Genomic DNA, 20,549 nt, shown 5'->3' with positions numbered 1-20,549 from the left:
GTTTATATGTTACTGGAAATTTCGATTAAAAATTTTGCCATCATTCAATCAATCTCTCTGAATTTTGAAGAAGGGATGACTGTTTTGACTGGTGAAACAGGCGCTGGAAAGTCAATCATCATCGATGCTATGAATATGATGTTGGGAGCGAGAGCTACGACCGATGTGATTCGTCACGGTGCTCCTAAAGCTGAAATTGAAGGTCTTTTCTCACTTGAAAATAGTCGGGTTTTACAAGAAATTTTTGACGAACAAGGCTTGGAATTGAGTGATGAAATCATTATTCGTCGCGAGATTTTGCAGAATGGTCGAAGCATCAGTCGTGTTAACGGGCAAATGGTTAATCTTTCCGTTTTAAAGGCTATTGGTCAACAGTTGGTTGATATTCATGGTCAGCATGATCAGGAAGAACTAATGAGACCACACCGACATATTCAGATGCTGGATGAGTTTGGTGATGCTGATTTCTTCGAATTAAAAGAATCCTATCAGACTAGCTTTGATGATTATCGTCAAATGCGCAAACAAGTTCTTGATATCAAGAAAAATCAGCTAGAACATAAGGCACGAATTGAGATGTTGGAATTTCAAATGGCTGAAATTGAAGCAGCTAATTTGAAAGCAGGTGAAGATGTGACTCTCAATCAAGAACGGGATAAACTTCTTAACCATAAAAACATTGCGGATACCTTGACAAATGCTTATAGTATGCTCGATAACGAGGAGTTCTCAAGTCTAGCAAATGTCCGTTCAGCTATGAATGATATGGAAAGTCTTGAAGAGTATGATCCAGACTACCGTGAGATTTCTAGCTCCCTTTCTGAGACTTATTATGTCTTAGAAGATATCACCAAACGCTTGGAATCCATCATCGATGATTTGGATTTCGATGGGAATCGCCTCATGCAGGTTGAGAGTCGTTTGGATTTAATTCACACCATTACACGTAAATACGGTGGTAGTGTGGACGATGTCTTACTCTATTTTGAAAAAATTACAGATGAGTATAATCTTTTAACGGGGAACAATCTCTCATCTGAGGATATGGAAGTAGAACTCAAGAAACTTGAAAAGAATCTTGTGGACCTAGCGGGTCAAGTTGCTCAAGCTCGGCATCATTTGGCACAGGACTTAGAAGCTGAAATTAAGCAAGAATTGCAAGACCTATACATGGAAAAAGCCCAATTTCAAGTCCGTTTCACCAGTGGAAAATTTAGCCGAGAAGGAAATGAAAGTGTTGAATTTTATATATCAACCAACCCTGGTGAGGACTTTAAACCCTTGGTAAAAGTAGCATCTGGTGGTGAGTTGTCTCGTCTCATGTTGGCTATTAAGTCTGCTTTTTCCCGCAAGGAAGGCAAGACCAGCATTGTATTTGATGAAGTAGACACAGGAGTTTCAGGTCGTGTGGCTCAAGCAATCGCACAAAAAATTCATAAAATTGGACAACATGGTCAAGTCTTAGCTATCTCACACCTCCCGCAAGTGATTGCTATCGCGGACAATCAGTTCTTTATCGAGAAGGTGAGTGATGAGAATTCTACAGTTTCAACGGTTCGTTTGTTGAGTTTAGAAGAACGTGTAGAAGAAGTTGCTAAAATGTTGGCAGGAGAAGATGTGACCGAAGCAGCTCTGACACAAGCAAGAGAACTGTTAAAAGGTAAGGAGAAATAGATGACAGACTATTATGTAATTGGAGATGTTCACGGAAAAGTTGGAATGCTTGAGGACCTACTAAAGACATGGGATGGGAAGACTCAACTTATTTTTCTTGGAGATTTGATTGACCGAGGTGAAGATAGTCGCCGTGTTCTAGAGATAGTCAAGGACTTGGTAGATAAGCAGGGCGCAATTTGTTTGTCTGGGAATCATGAGTATATGTTTTTAACCTGGTTAGACAATCCAGCAGAGAGTTACGATCACTACCATCGAAATGGTGGTGATACGACCATCAACTCTATTTTAGGTCGACCTTTGGATGCTCCAGTTGATGCTATTGCAGATGCTAAACGAGTTGAGACCGAAGCAGCAGACCTAGTTGCTTTTATTCGTCAAATGCCTTTTGTTATTGAAACAGAACATTATATATTTGTTCATGCTGGTATTGATTTGACCTTGGAAGATTGGCACGAAACTACAGATTATAAGAAAGTCTGGCTCAGAAAGCCCTTCCATGAAGCAGAAAATCATACTGGGAAAACAATTGTCTTTGGACATACTCCTGTTTATGGTTTGTTGGATCAAAAACCTGGCACATCTGAACTCTGGATAACAGAAGATGGTAAAGTTGGTATGGATGGGGGAGCTGTCTATGGTGGTGTTCTTCATGGTATTATCTTTACAGATCAAGGCATGACTGAACGTCATTATATTGAAAATGACGGTTTTATTGCTGAAGATTAGTACTCCTAACAGGGTATGGTCTTGTCAAAATGTTAAAAACAATTTATAATTAATAGATACCCTGAAAGGAAGAGAATGATGAACTTAGAAGAATTGAAAAAACGACAGGAGAAGATTCGTAACTTCTCTATCATTGCCCATATTGACCATGGGAAGTCAACACTAGCAGACCGTATTTTAGAAGCGACTGAGACAGTTTCTAGTCGCGAAATGCAGGCTCAACTACTTGATAGTATGGATTTGGAGCGTGAGCGTGGAATTACGATCAAACTCAATGCTATCGAGCTGAATTATACGGCTAAAGATGGTGAGACCTATATCTTCCACTTGATTGACACACCAGGACACGTGGACTTCACTTATGAGGTATCACGTTCTCTAGCTGCTTGTGAGGGTGCTATCTTAGTAGTCGATGCTGCTCAAGGGATTGAAGCTCAAACCCTTGCCAACGTGTACCTTGCTTTGGATAATGATTTGGAAATCATGCCAGTCATCAATAAAATTGACCTGCCAGCAGCGGATCCTGAGCGCGTGCGTACAGAAATCGAAGATGTCATTGGTCTAGACGCTAGCGAAGCAGTATTGGCTTCTGCCAAGGCGGGTATCGGTATCGAAGAAATTCTAGAGCAAATCGTTGAAAAAGTACCAGCACCAACTGGTGATGTATCAGCACCATTAAAGGCTTTGATTTTTGACTCAGTTTACGATGCTTATCGTGGCGTTATCCTCCAAGTTCGTGTCATGGATGGAGTTGTTAAGCCAGGTGATAAGATTCAGCTCATGAGCAATGGCAAAACCTTTGATGTTACTGAAGTCGGAATATTTACACCCAAAGCAGTAGGACGAGACTTCCTTGCGACAGGTGACGTTGGTTATATTGCAGCATCTATCAAGACTGTTCAAGACACTCGTGTCGGTGATACAGTTACCTTGGCGGCAAACCCTGCTTCAGAACCCCTATCTGGATACAAGCAGATGAACCCTATGGTTTTTGCAGGTCTTTATCCAATCGAGTCAAATAAATACAATGACCTTCGTGAAGCTCTTGAAAAATTGCAGTTGAACGATGCTAGTCTTCAGTTTGAACCCGAAACATCGCAAGCTCTTGGATTCGGTTTCCGTTGTGGCTTCCTCGGCCTTCTTCATATGGATGTTATTCAGGAACGTTTGGAACGTGAGTTCAACATTGACTTGATCATGACTGCTCCATCTGTTATCTACAAGGTCAATCAGACTGATGGTGAGTCTATGGATGTATCGAATCCATCCGAGTTTCCTGATCCTACTAAAATTGCTACCATTGAAGAACCTTATGTTAAGGCCCAGATCATGGTTCCACAGGAGTTTGTTGGTGCAGTTATGGAGTTGGCACAACGCAAGCGTGGAGACTTCGTGACTATGGATTATATTGATGAAAATCGTGTTAACGTTATTTATCAAATTCCATTGGCTGAGATTGTCTTTGATTTCTTTGATAAACTGAAATCATCTACTCGTGGTTATGCAAGCTTTGACTACGAATTGTCAGAGTATCGTCCATCTAAGCTGGTGAAAATGGATATTTTGCTCAATGGTGATAAGGTGGATGCTCTCAGCTTTATCGTTCACAAGGACTTTGCATACGAACGAGGAAAACTCATTGTTGATAAACTCAAGAAAATCATTCCTCGTCAGCAATTTGAAGTTCCAATTCAAGCAGCTATTGGACATAAGATTGTGGCTCGTACAGATATCAAGGCCCTTCGTAAGAACGTACTTGCCAAGTGTTACGGTGGTGACGTTTCTCGTAAACGTAAACTCCTAGAAAAACAAAAAGCTGGCAAGAAACGCATGAAAGCCATCGGTTCTGTAGAAGTGCCTCAGGAAGCCTTCCTTAGCGTCTTGAGTATGGATGAAGAATAGTTTTTTCTCAAGAATAGTAGAGATTTCAAGAAAATAATAAGCTAAATATAAAATAATGATTTTTTAAGTGTCAAAATACAGGTTATATTTTGACACTTTTCTTATTATCGAAGGACACTTAATGCAGATCATCTACATATGTTAGTAAGTATTCTGCCAAGGATAAGTGTTTCGAGTATCATGGGTTATTTAAAAGGTAAAAGCGCTCTAATGATGTTCGATAAACATGCAAATCTGAAATATAAGTTTGGAAATCGACATTTTTGGGCAGAGGGATATTATGTGAGTACAGTTGGCCTCAATGAAGCCACAATTAGGAAATATATTCAATTATCCAGTGGATGATTTCTTCACGAGTATGAAAATTTGAGAACTAGTAAAGTATGATATAGCACTAGATAAATTAAGTGTAAAAGAATTTGAATATCCCTTTAGGGATAGTGGCAAGTAGTAAATATGCCTCTTTGAGAGGCTTGTGACGAGTCAAGAACGAAGCCAGCGTCTTTAGGCGCTGACCGGTAATTTGGGCTTATAGCCCTAGTAAAAACCACCCGTTAGACAGGTGGTTAAGATTTTTTGATTTTTGTAAATTTTTATTATACAATAAAATTACATATACAGAAAGCGGTAACAATATGCTTAATGCGAAAATTTTTTATATATTTTTATTTTTGATCGTTGTCGAAACTACAGGCTTGTTGTTGTTGAAAAGAGGTCTCGAAATGGGTTATTTAGACACAGAAGCTATTATCCTCGCAGTTTTTTCATTTGCTTTTTACAACCTATGTTCATTCGGTTGGGTCTACTTTACAATAAAAAACAATAAAAATAAATAGACGTATTTTTAGTCAGAACCTCTCAAAAAACGCCTTTTCTTGCACCTGCTCCGTAAATCTGTTATACGGATTCTGCGAAAAAGTGATAGTTTTCTAAGTCAGGAGTAACGGAAAAGCCCCAGCAGTGCAAGTGCTGAGGCTTTATTTGCGTGGTTGCGAATCACGTCTGGCCCAGTGGCACTTAATCATCGTCTATCTTATCTAGCCAAACGGAGGAAACTAAAATAGTTGGTTCCGATAATTATGGTTATGTAAAAATACCAAAATCATGGATACAGGTCAAAGAGATTGAAGCTGGAAATGATTCCCAGTACTGTGATGGAACAAATATTAATATCGCAACTCTCAATACCTTCAAATCAGATCACTTCGGAATTTCAGAGAGCGAATATGCTTCACTAGTAACAGTTCAAATCTCGAAAAGTATCTATGATTCAAAACTATATAAAAAAGACTTTACAAAACTTTGGGGAGCTAAGTCTACTATTGGAGGATAGGAATCTTATGTCATTAACTGTATTGAAAAAGATGGCAAATATTTGAATACAAATATCTTTAAATCAGACAACAGTAAGTTTCGATATGTATCCCTTGAAGGAGAAGTGGAAACATTAAAAACAATGCTTCCAATGGTTGAAGAAAGTTGGGCAACAAAAAAATAATAAATAATAGGAGCAGGTTCAAGTTTTAAAAGCCTGCTATTTTCATGGATAGGAGCTAAAATAGAGGATTAAAAATAACTGTCAATATTTCTGTTTGAAAGTGATTGTCGGGGCTTTATCAAACAAAAAAATAAAAAATCAAACAAAATACAACAAAAAAATATTGACAACGGTTTCATATAGTGTTATACTTAGACCATAAAAGTTAAAGAAAGAAGGGAGAATGTTATGGGATTAGGTCATTTCTTTGACAAAGACTTAGTGTTTTGCTTAGAAGCGGATAATCAAGAACAACTCTTTGATCAGGTTGCAACTTTATTAGAAGAACGTAAAATTGTTACGGATACTTATCGATCGGCTTTGATCGAACGTGAAAAGTCATTTCCAACAGGTTTAGATATGGAATTTTTAGGGAAAGACTTGCCAAACGTAGCGATTCCTCACACTGATACCATTCATAACCTTACTGAAAATGTAGTTGTAGTACGTTTAGAGAAGCCAGTTACATTTCACAATATGATTGCTCCTGACAAGGAAGTGGACGTTTCACTACTCTTCTTTATCATCAACAACTCAAGTTCAAGCCAAACAAATATCCTAGCTCAGTTGATGGACTTCTTTACTGGTAATGGACATCTGGCAGATTTAGCTAAGATTACAGAACCAGAAGCTTTATTCCAATATATCTCAGAAGCAACAGCTTAATTTGTAAATTAAAAAAATAACAAAACGGAGGAAATCCAAATGATTAAAATTCTTGCTGCGTGTGGTGCAGGTGTTAACTCAAGCCACCAAATTAAAAGTGCTCTAGAAGAAGAGCTTTCTAGCCGTGGATATGATGTTCACTGTGATGCAGTTATGGTAAAAGACGTCAACGAAGACTTGATTAAAGGTTATGACATCTTCACACCTATCGCTGCTACAGATCTAGGCTTCGATCCTGGTATTCCAGTTGTTGAAGCTGGACCAATCTTGTTCCGTATTCCAGCTATGAGCGCTCCAGTCTATGACAACATTGAAGCAGCAATCAAAGAACACGGACTAAGCTAATTATTACTTTGTTAATATTCCATAAAAAATAAAGGGAGGAAAATTATGGATTTCATTATCAATCTGGCCAACGATTTCTTTAAACCTATCTTGGCTATGGGTGGCCCAATCATCATGCTGATCATTTTGACAGTATTGGCCTTGCTTTTCGGAGTGAAATTCTCCAAAGCACTTGAAGGTGGTATCAAACTTGCCATCGCTCTTACAGGTATCGGTGCGATCATCGGAATGCTTAACGGAGCTTTCTCAGCTTCTCTTGCAAAATTCGTTGAAAATACTGGTATTCAATTGAACATCACCGACGTTGGTTGGGCACCACTTGCTACAATCACTTGGGGTTCTGCCTGGACACTTTACTTCTTGCTTGTGATGTTGATTGTCAACATTGTGATGCTTGCAATGAAGAAAACTGATACACTTGACGTTGATATCTTCGATATCTGGCACTTGTCTATCACAGGTCTTTTGATCAAATGGTACGCTGACAACAATGGAGTTAGTCAAGGAGTTTCACTCTTCATCGCGACTGCAGCAGTTGTCCTAGTAGGGGTTCTTAAAATCATCAACTCTGACTTGATGAAACCAACATTTGATGACCTTCTTAACGCACCAAGTTCATCACCAATGACTTCAACTCACATGAACTACATGATGAACCCAGTTATCATGGTTTTGGATAAGATTTTTGATAAATTCTTCCCTGGTCTTGATAAATTCGACTTTGATGCTGCGAAATTGAACAAGAAAATCGGTTTCTGGGGTTCTAAATTCTTTATCGGTTTCATCCTTGGTATCGTTATCGGTTTGATGGGAACTCCACATCCAGTTGCTGGAGTAGAAGATGCATCTTCATGGGAACTTGTTATTAAAGGTTGGTTGTCACTTGGTTTGACTGCCGGTGTCTGCTTGGAGCTCTTCTCATTGATCGGTTCATGGTTCATCGCTGCAGTAGAACCACTTTCACAAGGTATTACTAACGTTGCTACTAAACGTCTTCAAGGACGTAAATTTAACATCGGTCTTGACTGGCCATTCGTAGCTGGTCGTGCTGAAATCTGGGCTTGTGCTAACGTACTTGCACCAATCATGTTGATCGAAGCTGTGCTTCTTTCTAAAGTCGGAAATGGTATCTTGCCACTTGCTGGTATCATCGCTATGGGTGTAACTCCAGCCCTCTTGGTAGTTACTCGCGGTAAATTGCTCCGTATGATTATCTTCGGAACACTTTTGTTGCCACTCTTCCTTCTTTCAGGAACACTTATTGCACCATTTGCAACAGAACTTGCTAAAGGTGTAGGTGCCTTCCCAGAAGGTGTAAGCCAAACTCAGCTTATTACTCACTCAACACTTGAAGGACCAATCGAAAAACTTCTTGGTTGGACAATTGGTAACACTACAACAGGTGATATCAAAGCAATCCTTGGTGCTGTAGTATTCCTTGCTTTCTATATTGGTATCTTTGCTTGGTACAGAAAACAAATGATCAAACGTAATGAAGAATATGCAGCTAATGCAAAATAATTCGCTCCTAAAAATGTAAATTGTAAAAACTAGGTTGTCAGTTTCCAAGTATGGAGTCGGCAATCTAGTTTTTTTAAGGAAAAAAATTAATGGAGGTAACCCTAGTGATTGAATTAAAATCAGATCAGTTAAATGTACAATTTCAGACCTTTGGAGGTGCACTTACTTCGATAAAAGACAAGGATGGAATTGAGTATTTGTGGCAAGGAGATCCAACTTACTGGAGCGGTCAAGCACCTGTTCTATTTCCAATTTGTGGATCTGTTAGAAATGATACTGTCCTATATGATCAAGAAGATGGTAGTCAAGTAAAAGGTAAAATCCCACGTCATGGTCTTGTACGGAAAAAAGATTTTGAATTAGTGGATCAAACAGAGAATTCTGTCACATTTGCGATCGAAGATGACCAAGAAATGTATGAGAATTATCCCTATCATTTTCGTCTAGAAATAACTTATACAGTTACTGGAAAGACTATTCGAACACAGTATCAAGTTACCAATAAGGAAACAGATAAGAAAATGCCTTACTTTATTGGTGGACATCCTGGCTTTAACTGTCCTTTATTTGATAACGAAGCTTATGAAGACTACTATCTTGAATTTGAAAAGCCAGAAACTTGTACAGTTCCTAAGCCATTCCCAGAAACAGGGATGTTGGATTTTCAAGATAGAAGTGACTGGCTAAAAGATCAAAAGGAATTAGATCTAAATTATGATTTATTTAGCTATGATGCTGTGACATTAGATGAATTAGCATCTCGCTCTGTTTCCTTACGCTCACGTAAGCATGATAAGGGATTAAAACTAGACTTTAAAGAGTTTCCAAACCTCATCGTTTGGTCAACTCTCAATAAAGGTCCCTTCCTTGCTCTTGAACCTTGGTCAGGTTTGTCAACATCACTCGAAGAGGGTGATCATCTAGAAGATAAGAAAAATGTTCGAATCTTAAATCCAGATCAAATTGATCAAATTGGTTTTGATATTGAAATTTTATAAAAATAAACAAAAACAAACATAGACTGTTGACTTTTTTAAACAATCGTAGTATATTATGTTTAGAAAGAACAATTTGTGTTTGTTTTAACAAGTTATTCTTCCAATTTCTCCAAGGAGAAGTTACAAAGAGTGATTAGATGAATCATTCTTAAACTAAAATAGTCAACAAAAACTACTAGTAACTGTTTGGTGATGGTCATTTTCTTTCCAGAACCAAAAAATTTTTACTGGTCTATTATAAAAAAGGAGTATACAATATGTCTATTGTTATTGGTGCAGATGCTGCAGGTTTGAGATTGAAAGAAGTCGTTAAAGATTTCTTGGAAAAAGAAAACTTCCACGTTGTGGATGTTACAGCTGAAGGTCAAGACTTCGTTGATGTAACTCTTGCAGTTGCTGAAGAAGTTAAAAAAGAAGAACAAAACCTTGGTATTGTCATTGATGCTTATGGTGCAGGTCCATTTATGGTTGCAACTAAAATCAAAGGAATGGTTGCTGCAGAAGTATCTGACGAACGTTCAGCCTATATGACTCGTGGTCACAACAACTCACGTATGATTACTATGGGTGCTCAACTCGTTGGTGACGAATTGGCTAAAAACATTGCTAAAGGCTTTGTAAACGGTAAGTATGACGGCGGTCGTCACCAAATCAGGGTCGACATGTTGAACAAAATGTGCTAATACTCTTCAAAAATCAAGATAATCTGTCGTCAGCTCACTTTAGCTAACCTCAGTTATGCTCGCAGCTCGCTTTCTAAGCTAATCTTGATTTTTCTTGAGTAAGGATATATGATATTAGATTTATATAATTAATCGGAGGGAATAACTAATGAGAATTGCAATTGGATGTGACCACATCGTAACTAATGAAAAAATGGCGGTTTCAGAATTTTTGAAATCAAAAGGACATGAAGTCATCGACTTTGGTACTTATGACCACGCTCGTACACACTATCCAATCTTTGGTAAAAAAGTTGGTGAAGCAGTAGTTAGTGGCCAAGCTGATCTTGGTGTATGTATCTGTGGTACTGGTGTAGGTATCAATAACGCTGTTAACAAAGTTCCAGGTGTTCGTTCTGCTTTGGTTCGTGATATGACAACAGCTCTTTATGCAAAAGAACAATTGAATGCCAATGTTATCGGATTTGGTGGTAAAATCACTGGTGAGTTGCTCATGTGTGATATCATTGAAGCTTTCATCAATGCTGAATACAAACCATCTGAAGAAAATAAAAAATTGATTGCTAAAATCCAACACGTTGAAACTCATAACGATCATCAAACGGATGCAAACTTCTTTACAGAATTCCTTGAAAAATGGGATCGCGGTGAATACCACGACTAAGAGGTGACTTATGATTTTAACAGTCACAATGAACCCATCCATTGATATTTCCTATCCTTTGGATGAATTGAAAATTGACACTGTCAACCGTGTTGTAGATGTTACGAAAACAGCAGGTGGTAAAGGCCTTAACGTTACTCGTGTCCTTTCAGAATTTGGTGACTCCGTAGTCGCAACAGGACTTGTCGGTGGTAAACTTGGTGATTTTTTAGTAGAAAATATTGATGATAAAGTAAGCAAACGTTTCTTCTCTATTCAAGGTGAAACCCGTAACTGTATCGCAATTCTACATGGAGAAAATCAAACAGAAATCCTAGAAAAAGGTCCTGAAGTTCAAGAACAAGAAGGTCAAGATTTCTTGGCTCATTTCAAGGAACTTTTAGAGACTGTAGAGGTAGTAGCCATTTCAGGTAGTCTACCAGCAGGACTTCCAGTGGATTATTATGCTAGTCTGGTTGAACTTGCTAACCTAGTTGGGAAACCTGTTGTATTGGACTGTTCAGGCGCTGCACTTCAGGCAGTTCTTGAGTCTCCACATAAACCAACAGTCATCAAGCCAAATAATGAAGAATTATCTCAACTTTTAGGAAGAGAAATTTCTAAAGATTTGGATGAGCTAAAAGCTGTTCTTCAAGAACCACTATTTGATGGAATCGAGTGGATTATCGTTTCCTTAGGTGCTAATGGAGCATTCGCTAAACACGGTAACACTTTCTACAAAGTAGATATTCCAAGAATTCAAGTAGTAAATCCAGTCGGTTCTGGCGATTCTACAGTGGCAGGTATTGCTTCAGGTCTTTTCCATAAAGAAACGGATCAAGAACTGTTGATCAAGGCAAATGTCCTTGGTATGCTTAATGCTCAAGAAAAAATGACCGGTCATGTCAATATGGCTAACTATCAAGGTCTATATGACCAATTAATTGTAAAAGAGGTATAAAATGGTTTTAACAGAAAATAAACGCGCTTGTATGCAAAAACTCTCTGATGAGAATGGTATCATCTCAGCTCTTGCTTTTGACCAACGTGGTGCTTTGAAACGCCTTATGGCTCAATACCAAACAGAAGAGCCAACAGTTGCTCAAATGGAAGAACTTAAAGTCTTGGTAGCGGATGAATTGACAAAATACGCTTCATCTATGCTTCTTGATCCTGAATATGGACTTCCAGCTACAAAAGCTCTTGATCCAAAAGCTGGTCTTCTCCTTGCTTATGAGAAAACTGGATACGACACAACAAGCACAAAACGTTTGCCAGACTGCTTAGATGTTTGGTCTGCAAAACGTATCAAAGAACAAGGGGCAGATGCTGTTAAGTTCTTGCTTTACTATGATGTAGACAGCTCTGACGAACTCAACCAACAAAAACAAGCCTACATCGAACGTATTGGTTCTGAGTGTGTGGCTGAAGACATTCCATTCTTCCTTGAAATTCTTGCTTACGATGAAAAGATTGCTGACGCTGGTTCTGCAGAATACGCTAAAGTAAAACCACGTAAGGTTATCGGTGCTATGAAAGTCTTCTCAGACCCACGCTTCAACATCGATGTCTTGAAAGTAGAAGTTCCAGTTAACGTGAAATACGTTGAAGGCTTTGGCGATGGCGAAATCGTTCATACACGTGAAGAAGCAGCAGCATTCTTCAAAGCCCAAGACGAAGCTACTAACCTTCCATACATCTACTTGAGTGCAGGTGTATCAGCTAAGCTCTTCCAAGAAACTCTTGTATTTGCTCACGAATCAGGTGCAAACTTCAATGGTGTTCTTTGTGGACGTGCAACATGGGCTGGCTCCGTTGAAGCTTACATCAAAGATGGAGAAGCAGCAGCTCGCGAATGGCTTCGTACAACTGGATTTGAAAACATTGATGAACTCAATAAAGTACTTCAAACAACAGCTACTTCATGGACCGAACGTGTCTAAATTTCCCCCCTTTTATGTCCTAAAACCTAGCTAAAAAACTTTTAAAAAAAGTTGTATGTAAAGGTTTACAAAATAAAAATCTTGTGCTATACTTAAGTTACAAGTTAATACAAAGTGAGTGTTACTAAGTAATATTAGGCATGATCACAGATGACTCAGATGTATATTTTTTGAGTTCATTTGTGGTCATTTTTTATGCTCACAAAACTTAAATAATAGGGCAAGGAGGTTGCCATGTATCGGATATTAAATCCAATGAATAACAATGTTTCTCTCGTGCGGAATAGCAAGGGAGAGGAGTTGATCGTAATTGGTAAGGGTATTTCGTTCGGTAAGAAGAAGGGAGATTTGATTTCTGAGGATCAGGTTGAAAAAGTTTTTCGGATGAAAACAGAAGAGTCGCGAGAAAACTTTATGGCTCTTCTAAAGGATGTACCGCTTGATTTTATTACGGTCACTTATGAGATTATTGATAATCTTTCTAAAAAATATCAATATCCTGTCCAAGAGTATCTATACGTCACTCTGACAGACCATATCTATTGTTCTTATCAGGCTATTAGCCAAGAGCGCTATAAGGATAGTAATTTGCCTGACATTTCTGCAAAATATCCTATCGCGTTTCAAATTGCACAAGAAGCTTTTGAAATTTATCGTCAAAAACTGACAGAAAATTTTCCTGAAGACGAAATCATTCGTATCGCTTATCATTTCATAAATGCCGAAGGTGAGAATGAAGTCGAAGTTGTTGAGTCAATTGATAAGAGAAAGGAAATTTTAAAGAGGGTCGAAAGCGTTTTGAAGAGTTATAAAATCCAGCGAACACCTGAAAATAATAATTTTTACGACCGCTTTATGATTCATCTAAATTATTTTTTGGATTATCTGGATCGTAGTCGCGATGATAATCAATCCTTGCTCGATATGGAAGAACATATAAAAAATACCTATCCAGAAGCATTCGAGATTGGTAGCAAAATTTATGAAGTCATTACACAGGAAACGGGTGTTGACCTTTATAAGAGTGAACGAGTTTACCTTGTTCTTCACATCCAACGTTTATTGTCATAACATTTATTAAAAAAATATAAGGAGAAATCTATCATGAATAGAGAAGAAGTAACATTGTTAGGTTTTGAAATCGTTGCCTATGCAGGTGATGCTCGTTCAAAATTATTGGAAGCTTTGAAGGCTGCTGAAGCTGGTGATTTTGCGAAAGCGGATAGCTTAGTTGAAGAAGCTGGTAGCTGTATCGCTGAAGCACACCACGCGCAAACTAGTCTTTTAACCAAGGAAGCTGCAGGTGATGATTTGGCTTATAGCGTGACCATGATGCATGGCCAAGATCACTTGATGACAACTATTTTGCTAAAAGATTTGATGCATCATTTAATCGAACTTTATAAAAGAGGAGCTAAATAATGAATAAGTTAATTGCCTATATCGAGAAAGGGAAGCCTTTCTTTGAAAAACTATCTCGAAATATCTATCTTCGTGCTATTCGGGATGGATTTATCGCTGGAATGCCAGTCATTCTCTTCTCAAGTATTTTTATCTTGATTGCTTTTGTTCCAAACTCTTGGGGCTTTAAATGGTCTGATGAAGTAGTAGCTCTTTTGATGAAACCTTACAGCTACTCTATGGGGATTCTAGCAGTCTTGGTAGCTGGTACCACTGCTAAATCTTTAACAGACTCCGTCAATCGTAGTATGGAGAAAACCAACCAAATCAACTATATGTCAACGCTATTGGCAGCTATTGTTGGTTTGCTAATGTTGGCAGCTGACCCAATCGAGGGTGGTTTTGCGACAGGATTCCTTGGAACAAAAGGGTTGCTTTCAGCCTTCCTGGCAGCTTTTGTAACTGTAGCTATCTATAAGGTTTGTGTCAAGAACAACGTTACTATTCGCATGCCTGACGAAGTTCCACCGAATATCTCACAAGTCTTTAAAGACGTTATTCCATTCACTCTCTCAGTTGTTTCACTTTATGCTCTTGATTTACTAGCACGTCATTTTGTTGGTGCAAGCGTTGCAGAATCAATCGGTAAGTTCTTTGCACCTCTTTTCTCAGCAGCAGACGGTTATCTTGGTATTACTATTATCTTTGGTGCTTTTGCCTTCTTCTGGTTTGTCGGTATTCACGGCCCATCTATCGTTGAACCTGCCATTGCAGCGATTACTTATGCAAATGCCGAAGTCAACTTGAACCTTCTTCAACAAGGTATGCACGCTGATAGGATCCTTACATCTGGTACACAAATGTTTATCGTTACCATGGGTGGTACAGGAGCAACTCTTGTGGTTCCATTCATGTTTATGTGGTTGTGTAAATCGAAACGAAATCGTGCTATTGGACGTGCTTCAGTAGTTCCTACATTCTTCGGTGTAAACGAACCAATCTTGTTTGGTGCACCACTTGTTTTGAACCCAATCTTCTTCATTCCATTTATCTTTGCACCTATTGCAAACGTATGGATCTTTAAGTTCTTTATCGAAACTCTTGGCATGAACTCATTTACTGCCAACCTTCCATGGACTACACCTGGGCCTCTAGGTATTGTTCTTGGTACAAACTTCCAGTTCTTGTCATTTGCTCTTGCAGCATTGTTAATTGTAGTGGATATTGCAATCTACTATCCATTCCTTAAAGTTTATGACGAACAAATTCTTGAAGAAGAACGTTCTGGTAAAGCCAACGATGAATTAAAAGAAAAAGTAGCCGCAAACTTCAATACTGCTAAAGCGGATGCTATCCTTGAAAAAGCTGGAGTAGAATCAGCACAAAATACAATTACTGAAGAAACCAACGTACTCGTTCTTTGTGCGGGTGGAGGAACAAGTGGTCTTCTTGCCAACGCCTTGAACAAAGCAGCAGCAGAATACAATGTGCCAGTTAAAGCTGCAGCTGGTGGCTATGGTGCTCACCGTGAAATGTTGCCAGAATTTGACCTTGTTATCTTGGCGCCTCAGGTTGCTTCAAATTTCGAAGATATGAAGGCTGAAACGGATAAATTAGGTATCAAACTTGCTAAGACAGAAGGTGCACAGTACATTAAATTGACACGTGATGGACAAGGTGCTCTAGCCTTTGTTCAAGCTCAATTCGATTGATGATAGGGACTGTAAAACAGTCTCCTATCATCACGGAAATCGCTATGGCGAATTTCCTAATCGCCTTGTTAATTCGTCGGTAAAAAAATATCGTTTTTACCTCCTTATGTCACAATTCGGTGACTTGCTACAAGAAGTGAGATGGAGATGGATGGCTCACTAACTCCTCTCCCCTCACTTTTCATTTTATCCAATCAAGAAATAGGTGAAAAAATGACAAAAACACTTCCTAAAGATTTTATTTTTGGTGGCGCAACAGCAGCTTATCAAGCAGAAGGAGCTACGCATACAGATGGTAAAGGTCCTGTTGCCTGGGACAAATACCTAGCAGATAACTATTGGTACACAGCTGAACCAGCGAGTGACTTCTATCATAAATATCCAGTAGACTTAAAATTAGCTGAGGAATATGGTGTAAATGGTATTCGTATTTCTATTGCTTGGTCACGTATTTTCCCAACTGGTTATGGTGAAGTAAATCCAAAAGGGGTAGAATTCTATCATAACTTATTTGCAGAATGTCATAAACGCCATGTAGAACCGTTCGTTACTCTTCATCACTTTGATACACCTGAAGCTCTTCACTCAAATGGAGACTTCTTAAATCGTGAAAATATCGAACACTTTGTAGATTATGCTGCATTCTGTTTTGAAGAATTCCCAGAAGTAAACTACTGGACAACCTTTAATGAAATTGGTCCAATCGGTGATGGTCAATACTTGGTCGGTAAATTCCCACCAGGTATTCAATATGACCTTGCCAAAGTCTTCCAATCCCACCACAATATGATGGTTTCTCATGCACGTGCTGTGAAATTGTACAAAGACAAAGGTTACAAAGGTGAAATCGGGGTTGTTCACGCCCTTCCAACTAAGTATCCATTGGATCCTAAAAATCCTGCAGACGTTCGTGCTGCTGAGTTGGAAGATATCATCCACAACAAATTTATCTTGGATGCTACATACCTTGGACACTATTCAGATGCAACAATGGAAGGTGTAAACCACATCTTATCAGTAAATGGTGGTGAGTTGGATCTTCGTGACGAAGACTTTGCAGCACTTGAAGCAGCTAAAGATTTGAACGACTTCCTTGGAATTAACTATTACATGAGTGACTGGATGGAAGCCTTTGATGGTGAAACTGAGATCATCCACAATGGTAAAGGAGAAAAAGGAAGCTCTAAATACCAAATCAAGGGTGTTGGACGTCGTGTAGCTCCTGACTATGTACCTCGTACTGACTGGGACTGGATCATCTACCCTCAAGGTTTGTATGATCAAATCATGCGTGTTAAGAAAGATTATCCAAACTACAAGAAGATCTACATCACTGAAAACGGACTTGGATACAAGGATGAATTCGTTGATAACACAGTTTACGATGACGGCCGTATTGATTATGTGAAACAACACTTGGAAGTATTGTCTGATGCGATTGCAGAAGGTGCAAACGTCAAAGGATACTTCATATGGTCATTGATGGACGTCTTCTCATGGTCTAATGGTTATGAAAAACGTTACGGACTTTTCTATGTTGATTTTGATACACAAGAACGTTATCCTAAGAAATCTGCACATTGGTACAAAAAACTAGCTGAGACCCAAGTGATTGAATAGTACAACTAGTTATTAGGTATAGAATTTAAGCGAGGAAAGTTTATGCTCAAAGATTTTATCAAATCAATCTATGAAAAAGTTTATATTATTAACTTTGAACATTGCTCTCATGTACCATCCTTGACCAAGGAGCAACTTGCAAGTCTTGGAAAATGGTATGTCTCGACAGGTAAGGAGTGGATTTGTCATTCAGACTATGAATTTGAAGAATTTCAAAAGCTATTCTTAAATTTTGTCAACGCAGAAGATAAGGATAACATTTCCTTTGTTTCGGATTTTATGCCATTTCAACACTAAAATATTATAAAGAGGAATCTATCTCATACTAGGGGATATTCCTCTTTTTTATCTAGATTTTACCTGAAAGTCAAAAAAATTCTTGACAGATTTATGTTATAGGAGTAAAATCTTAACTAGTTAAATAACTGGTTAAGTATAAAAAGAAAATAGTTTAATCGCTCAAATCTTGTTTGATAAATAGAAAACAGAAGGAGGAGTTTTAAAAGTGAGTAATTTTTCTAAATCGATATTTAACCGGTTAAGGATATTCTTTAGGAAAAGTATAGTTCTTCTTTAACGAATAAATGAAATAGAAAGTGTATTAAGATGAAAATCAATAAAAAATATGTACTTGGTTCCGTAGCTCTTTTGGCTTTAAGCCTTTCAAGTTATGAATTGGGGCGTTACCAAGCGGTACAGACTAGCAAAGAGTCTAATCGTGTGTCTTATATAGAAGGAAATCAGGCTAGTGCTAAGACTGAAAATCTGACACCAGATGAGGTTAGTCAGCGAGAGGGGATTAATGCTGAACAAATTGTTGTTAAAATTACCGATCAAGGCTACGTAACTTCACATGGAGACCATTATCATTACTTTAATGGCAAGGTTCCTTATGATGCTATCATTAGTGAAGAACTTCTGATGAAAGATCCGAATTATCAGTTGAAGGATTCAGACATTGTCAACGAAGTCAAGGGTGGTTATGTCATTAAGGTTGATGGTCGCTATTATGTATACCTCAAAGATGCATCCCATGCAGAAAATATTCGTAGTAAGGATGAGATCAATCGTCAGAAGCAAGAACATGGGCATGATGGTGGAACAAAGGTTAGTAATGAAGTTGCTCTAGCAAGGGCACAGGGGCGTTATACGACGGATGATGGCTATGTTTTTAATGCAAGTGATATTATCGAGGATACGGGTGATGCATATATCGTTCCCCATGGCAATCATTTCCACTATATTCCAAAGAGTGACTTATCGGCTAGTGAACTCGCTGCTGCTCAGGCTTTCTTATCTGGTAAAGGTGGCCAAACAAGCTCAGTTGGGTATCGACCGTCAACAAATTCTTCTAGCAGCTCATCAGAGGCATCGAATAGTAGTACATATAGACAAACGAATCAAAGCAATGTTGAGGCAAATACTAGAAGATGGACCCCAAGTGTTAGCCCACAAGTGGATAATAGTTATCAAGCAAGTCCAAGTGAAGACGTATCTAGTCTTTTGAAACAACTTTATGTCTTGCCACTCAGCCAACGACATGTGGAATCAGATGGGCTTGTCTTTGATCCAGCGCAAATTACAAGAAAAACTGCGAATGGGGTAGCGGTACCTCATGGGGATCACTATCATTTTATCCCTTATTCTCAAATGTCTGATTTAGAGCAGAAGATTGCAAGAATGATTTCGGTAAAAGGACAAAATAATGGAAACAATAAGCCAGTAAATACCCAAAAGTCAACAAACAGTAAAGTTGAACATAAATTTTTAGGAAATTCAATTAAAGCTTATGGAAAAGGTCTGGATGGCAAACCATACGATACTAGTGATGGATATGTATTCAGTAAAGATTCTATCTATTCAGTTGATAAATCAGGCATTATAGCGAGACATGGAAATCATTTCCATTATGTGGGATTTGGAGAGTTAGAACAATTTGAATTAGATGAAGTTAGCAAGTGGATGAAGGAAAAAGGTCAAGCTAATGATAGTGTTATTCCTTCAGAGAAAATGAATAATGAAGAAAAACCAAAATTTGATTCAAAAAAAGTGACTAGTAAAGTTATCAAAAATGGTAAAGTTGGTTATGTTCTTAAAGAAAACGGAAAAGAATATTTCTATTCTCGAGACGAACTTGATCTTACTCAAATTGCTTTTTCTGAACAAGAACTAATGCTTAAGGATCGAGATCATTATCGTTATGATATAGTAGACACAGGGATTAAACCAAGATTAGCTGTAGATGTCTCAAGTTTGCCGATGCATGCAGCTAATACTACCTATGATACTGGAAGTTCATTCATTATTCCACACATTGATCATATTCACGTTGTGCCTTACTCATGGTTAGAGCCTGATCAAATTGCGACTATTAAATATGTAATGCAACATCCTGATGTGCGTCCTGAAGTTTGGTCTAAGCCGGGTCATGAGGATGCTGGATCTGTTATTGCTAATGTGACTCCTCTTGGAAAACGCGCTGGAATGCAGAATTGGCAAATTATCCATTCTGCTGAAGAAGTTCAGAAAGCTCTTGCAGAAGGTCGATTTGCAACTCCAGATGGCTATATTTTTGATCCGAAAGATGTATTGGCAAAAGAAACTTTTGTATGGGAAGACAAATCATTTAGTATTCCAAGAGCGGGAGGTGGTTCATTGAGAAGTATCACTAAATCCGACTTGTCAGAAGTAGAATGGAAAGAAGCACAAGACTTAATAGCAAAAAGAATAAAAGAAAAAGAATCCAAAACTGGAACGTCTACACATCCTAATAAAGAATTAAAACCTGATTCAAACAATACTGAAAATAGTGATAAGAATAATACTGCTGTAGATAAAACTGAGGAGCAACCGAAGAATAATATAGGTGTAAATGAGACTGGTACAACCAACGAAATTACTTCAGAAAATAAGGTTGAAGATAAAGAAAACTCCAAAGAAGAAAGTGACGATGATTTACCAGACTACGGATTGGATAAAGTAACTTTAAATGAACATATAGAAAAGTTAGCAAAAATTGCACAAATCGATCCTAAGTTTCTAATTTTTCAGCCAGAAGGTGTTCAGTTTTACAATAAAAATGGTGAATTAGTGATGTATGACATTAAGACACTAAAACAAATAAAACTTTAAAATATTTTTATTAATTATAATCTAGTCGAAAGGATATTGTTCG

Annotated in this window: 18 protein-coding genes and 2 pseudogenes; all 20 read left to right on the top strand. The window is 38.1% G+C overall.

Translation table 11 applies throughout. The annotated features are described in order from the left end of the window. The first annotated feature begins 6 nt into the window (after positions 1–6). Entirely contained in the window at positions 7–1,674 is a 1,668-nt protein-coding gene (gene recN / locus QM874_RS01635; RefSeq protein ID WP_414315957.1) for a DNA repair protein RecN, read from the top strand. Next, positions 1,675–2,403, top strand: a complete 729-nt coding sequence (locus tag QM874_RS01630; RefSeq protein WP_414315956.1) for a metallophosphoesterase family protein — start codon at positions 1,675–1,677, stop codon at positions 2,401–2,403. It begins immediately after the preceding gene. A 78-nt stretch (positions 2,404–2,481) separates the two neighbouring features. After that, positions 2,482–4,305: a translation elongation factor 4 gene (gene lepA / locus QM874_RS01625; RefSeq protein ID WP_414315955.1), complete on the top strand. Its 1,824-nt coding sequence runs from the start codon at positions 2,482–2,484 to the stop codon at positions 4,303–4,305. Between the two features lie 126 nt (positions 4,306–4,431). Continuing rightward, a pseudogene (gene tnpA, locus QM874_RS01620) lies at positions 4,432–4,756 on the top strand (IS200/IS605 family transposase); the annotation flags it as partial. 184 nt (positions 4,757–4,940) lie between these two features. Beyond that, positions 4,941–5,141 (top strand): hypothetical protein, encoded by a 201-nt coding sequence (locus QM874_RS01615; RefSeq protein WP_414315954.1) that lies wholly within the window; start codon positions 4,941–4,943, stop codon positions 5,139–5,141. A gap of 185 nt (positions 5,142–5,326) precedes the next feature. Further along, positions 5,327–5,803, top strand: a pseudogene (locus QM874_RS01610) (hypothetical protein); the annotation flags it as partial. A gap of 228 nt (positions 5,804–6,031) precedes the next feature. After that, the gene (locus QM874_RS01605; protein ID WP_414270139.1) at positions 6,032–6,508 is read left to right on the top strand and encodes a PTS sugar transporter subunit IIA; all 477 of its coding nucleotides are present in this window, start codon (positions 6,032–6,034) and stop codon (positions 6,506–6,508) included. Between the two features lie 39 nt (positions 6,509–6,547). Next, a complete protein-coding gene (locus QM874_RS01600; protein ID WP_075230278.1) occupies positions 6,548–6,853 on the top strand; it encodes a PTS sugar transporter subunit IIB in 306 nt (101 codons plus the stop codon). A 45-nt stretch (positions 6,854–6,898) separates the two neighbouring features. After that, positions 6,899–8,374, top strand: coding sequence for a PTS galactitol transporter subunit IIC (locus QM874_RS01595; protein ID WP_075230279.1), 1,476 nt, complete (start codon positions 6,899–6,901; stop codon positions 8,372–8,374). Between the two features lie 89 nt (positions 8,375–8,463). Continuing rightward, positions 8,464–9,372 (top strand): aldose 1-epimerase family protein, encoded by a 909-nt coding sequence (locus tag QM874_RS01590; protein WP_414315953.1) that lies wholly within the window; start codon positions 8,464–8,466, stop codon positions 9,370–9,372. Positions 9,373–9,629: 257 nt separating this feature from the next. Beyond that, the gene (gene lacA, locus QM874_RS01585; protein WP_000029280.1) at positions 9,630–10,055 is read left to right on the top strand and encodes a galactose-6-phosphate isomerase subunit LacA; all 426 of its coding nucleotides are present in this window, start codon (positions 9,630–9,632) and stop codon (positions 10,053–10,055) included. Between the two features lie 148 nt (positions 10,056–10,203). Beyond that, positions 10,204–10,719, top strand: a complete 516-nt coding sequence (gene lacB / locus QM874_RS01580) for a galactose-6-phosphate isomerase subunit LacB (RefSeq protein WP_001216925.1) — start codon at positions 10,204–10,206, stop codon at positions 10,717–10,719. A 10-nt stretch (positions 10,720–10,729) separates the two neighbouring features. Next, on the top strand, positions 10,730–11,659 hold the full coding sequence (locus tag QM874_RS01575) for a tagatose-6-phosphate kinase (RefSeq protein WP_414315952.1): 930 nt from the start codon (positions 10,730–10,732) through the stop codon (positions 11,657–11,659). A 1-nt stretch (position 11,660) separates the two neighbouring features. Continuing rightward, positions 11,661–12,641, top strand: a complete 981-nt coding sequence (gene lacD, locus QM874_RS01570) for a tagatose-bisphosphate aldolase (protein ID WP_371607831.1) — start codon at positions 11,661–11,663, stop codon at positions 12,639–12,641. A 234-nt stretch (positions 12,642–12,875) separates the two neighbouring features. Further along, positions 12,876–13,712, top strand: a complete 837-nt coding sequence (locus QM874_RS01565) for a PRD domain-containing protein (protein WP_414315951.1) — start codon at positions 12,876–12,878, stop codon at positions 13,710–13,712. 33 nt (positions 13,713–13,745) lie between these two features. Beyond that, positions 13,746–14,063 carry a PTS lactose/cellobiose transporter subunit IIA gene (locus QM874_RS01560; RefSeq protein ID WP_045763395.1) on the top strand — a complete coding sequence of 106 codons (318 nt, stop codon included), beginning with the start codon at positions 13,746–13,748 and terminating at the stop codon, positions 14,061–14,063. Further along, positions 14,063–15,754 carry a lactose-specific PTS transporter subunit EIIC gene (locus QM874_RS01555; protein ID WP_414315950.1) on the top strand — a complete coding sequence of 564 codons (1,692 nt, stop codon included), beginning with the start codon at positions 14,063–14,065 and terminating at the stop codon, positions 15,752–15,754. Before QM874_RS01560 ends, QM874_RS01555 begins: the two co-directional genes overlap by 1 nt. Positions 15,755–15,967: 213 nt before the next feature. Beyond that, complete coding sequence (lacG, locus tag QM874_RS01550; protein ID WP_414315949.1) at positions 15,968–17,374, top strand: 6-phospho-beta-galactosidase; 1,407 nt, start codon at positions 15,968–15,970, stop codon at positions 17,372–17,374. A gap of 42 nt (positions 17,375–17,416) precedes the next feature. After that, positions 17,417–17,671: a DUF3884 family protein gene (locus QM874_RS01545; RefSeq protein WP_075231579.1), complete on the top strand. Its 255-nt coding sequence runs from the start codon at positions 17,417–17,419 to the stop codon at positions 17,669–17,671. 315 nt (positions 17,672–17,986) lie between these two features. Next, the gene (locus QM874_RS01540) at positions 17,987–20,506 is read left to right on the top strand and encodes a pneumococcal-type histidine triad protein (protein ID WP_414316197.1); all 2,520 of its coding nucleotides are present in this window, start codon (positions 17,987–17,989) and stop codon (positions 20,504–20,506) included. Positions 20,507–20,549: the final 43 nt, after the last annotated feature.

The organism is Streptococcus infantis (assembly GCF_047463615.1).
Lineage (GTDB): Bacteria > Bacillota > Bacilli > Lactobacillales > Streptococcaceae > Streptococcus > Streptococcus infantis_X.
This window is presented reverse-complemented; position numbering and strand designations above follow the sequence as displayed.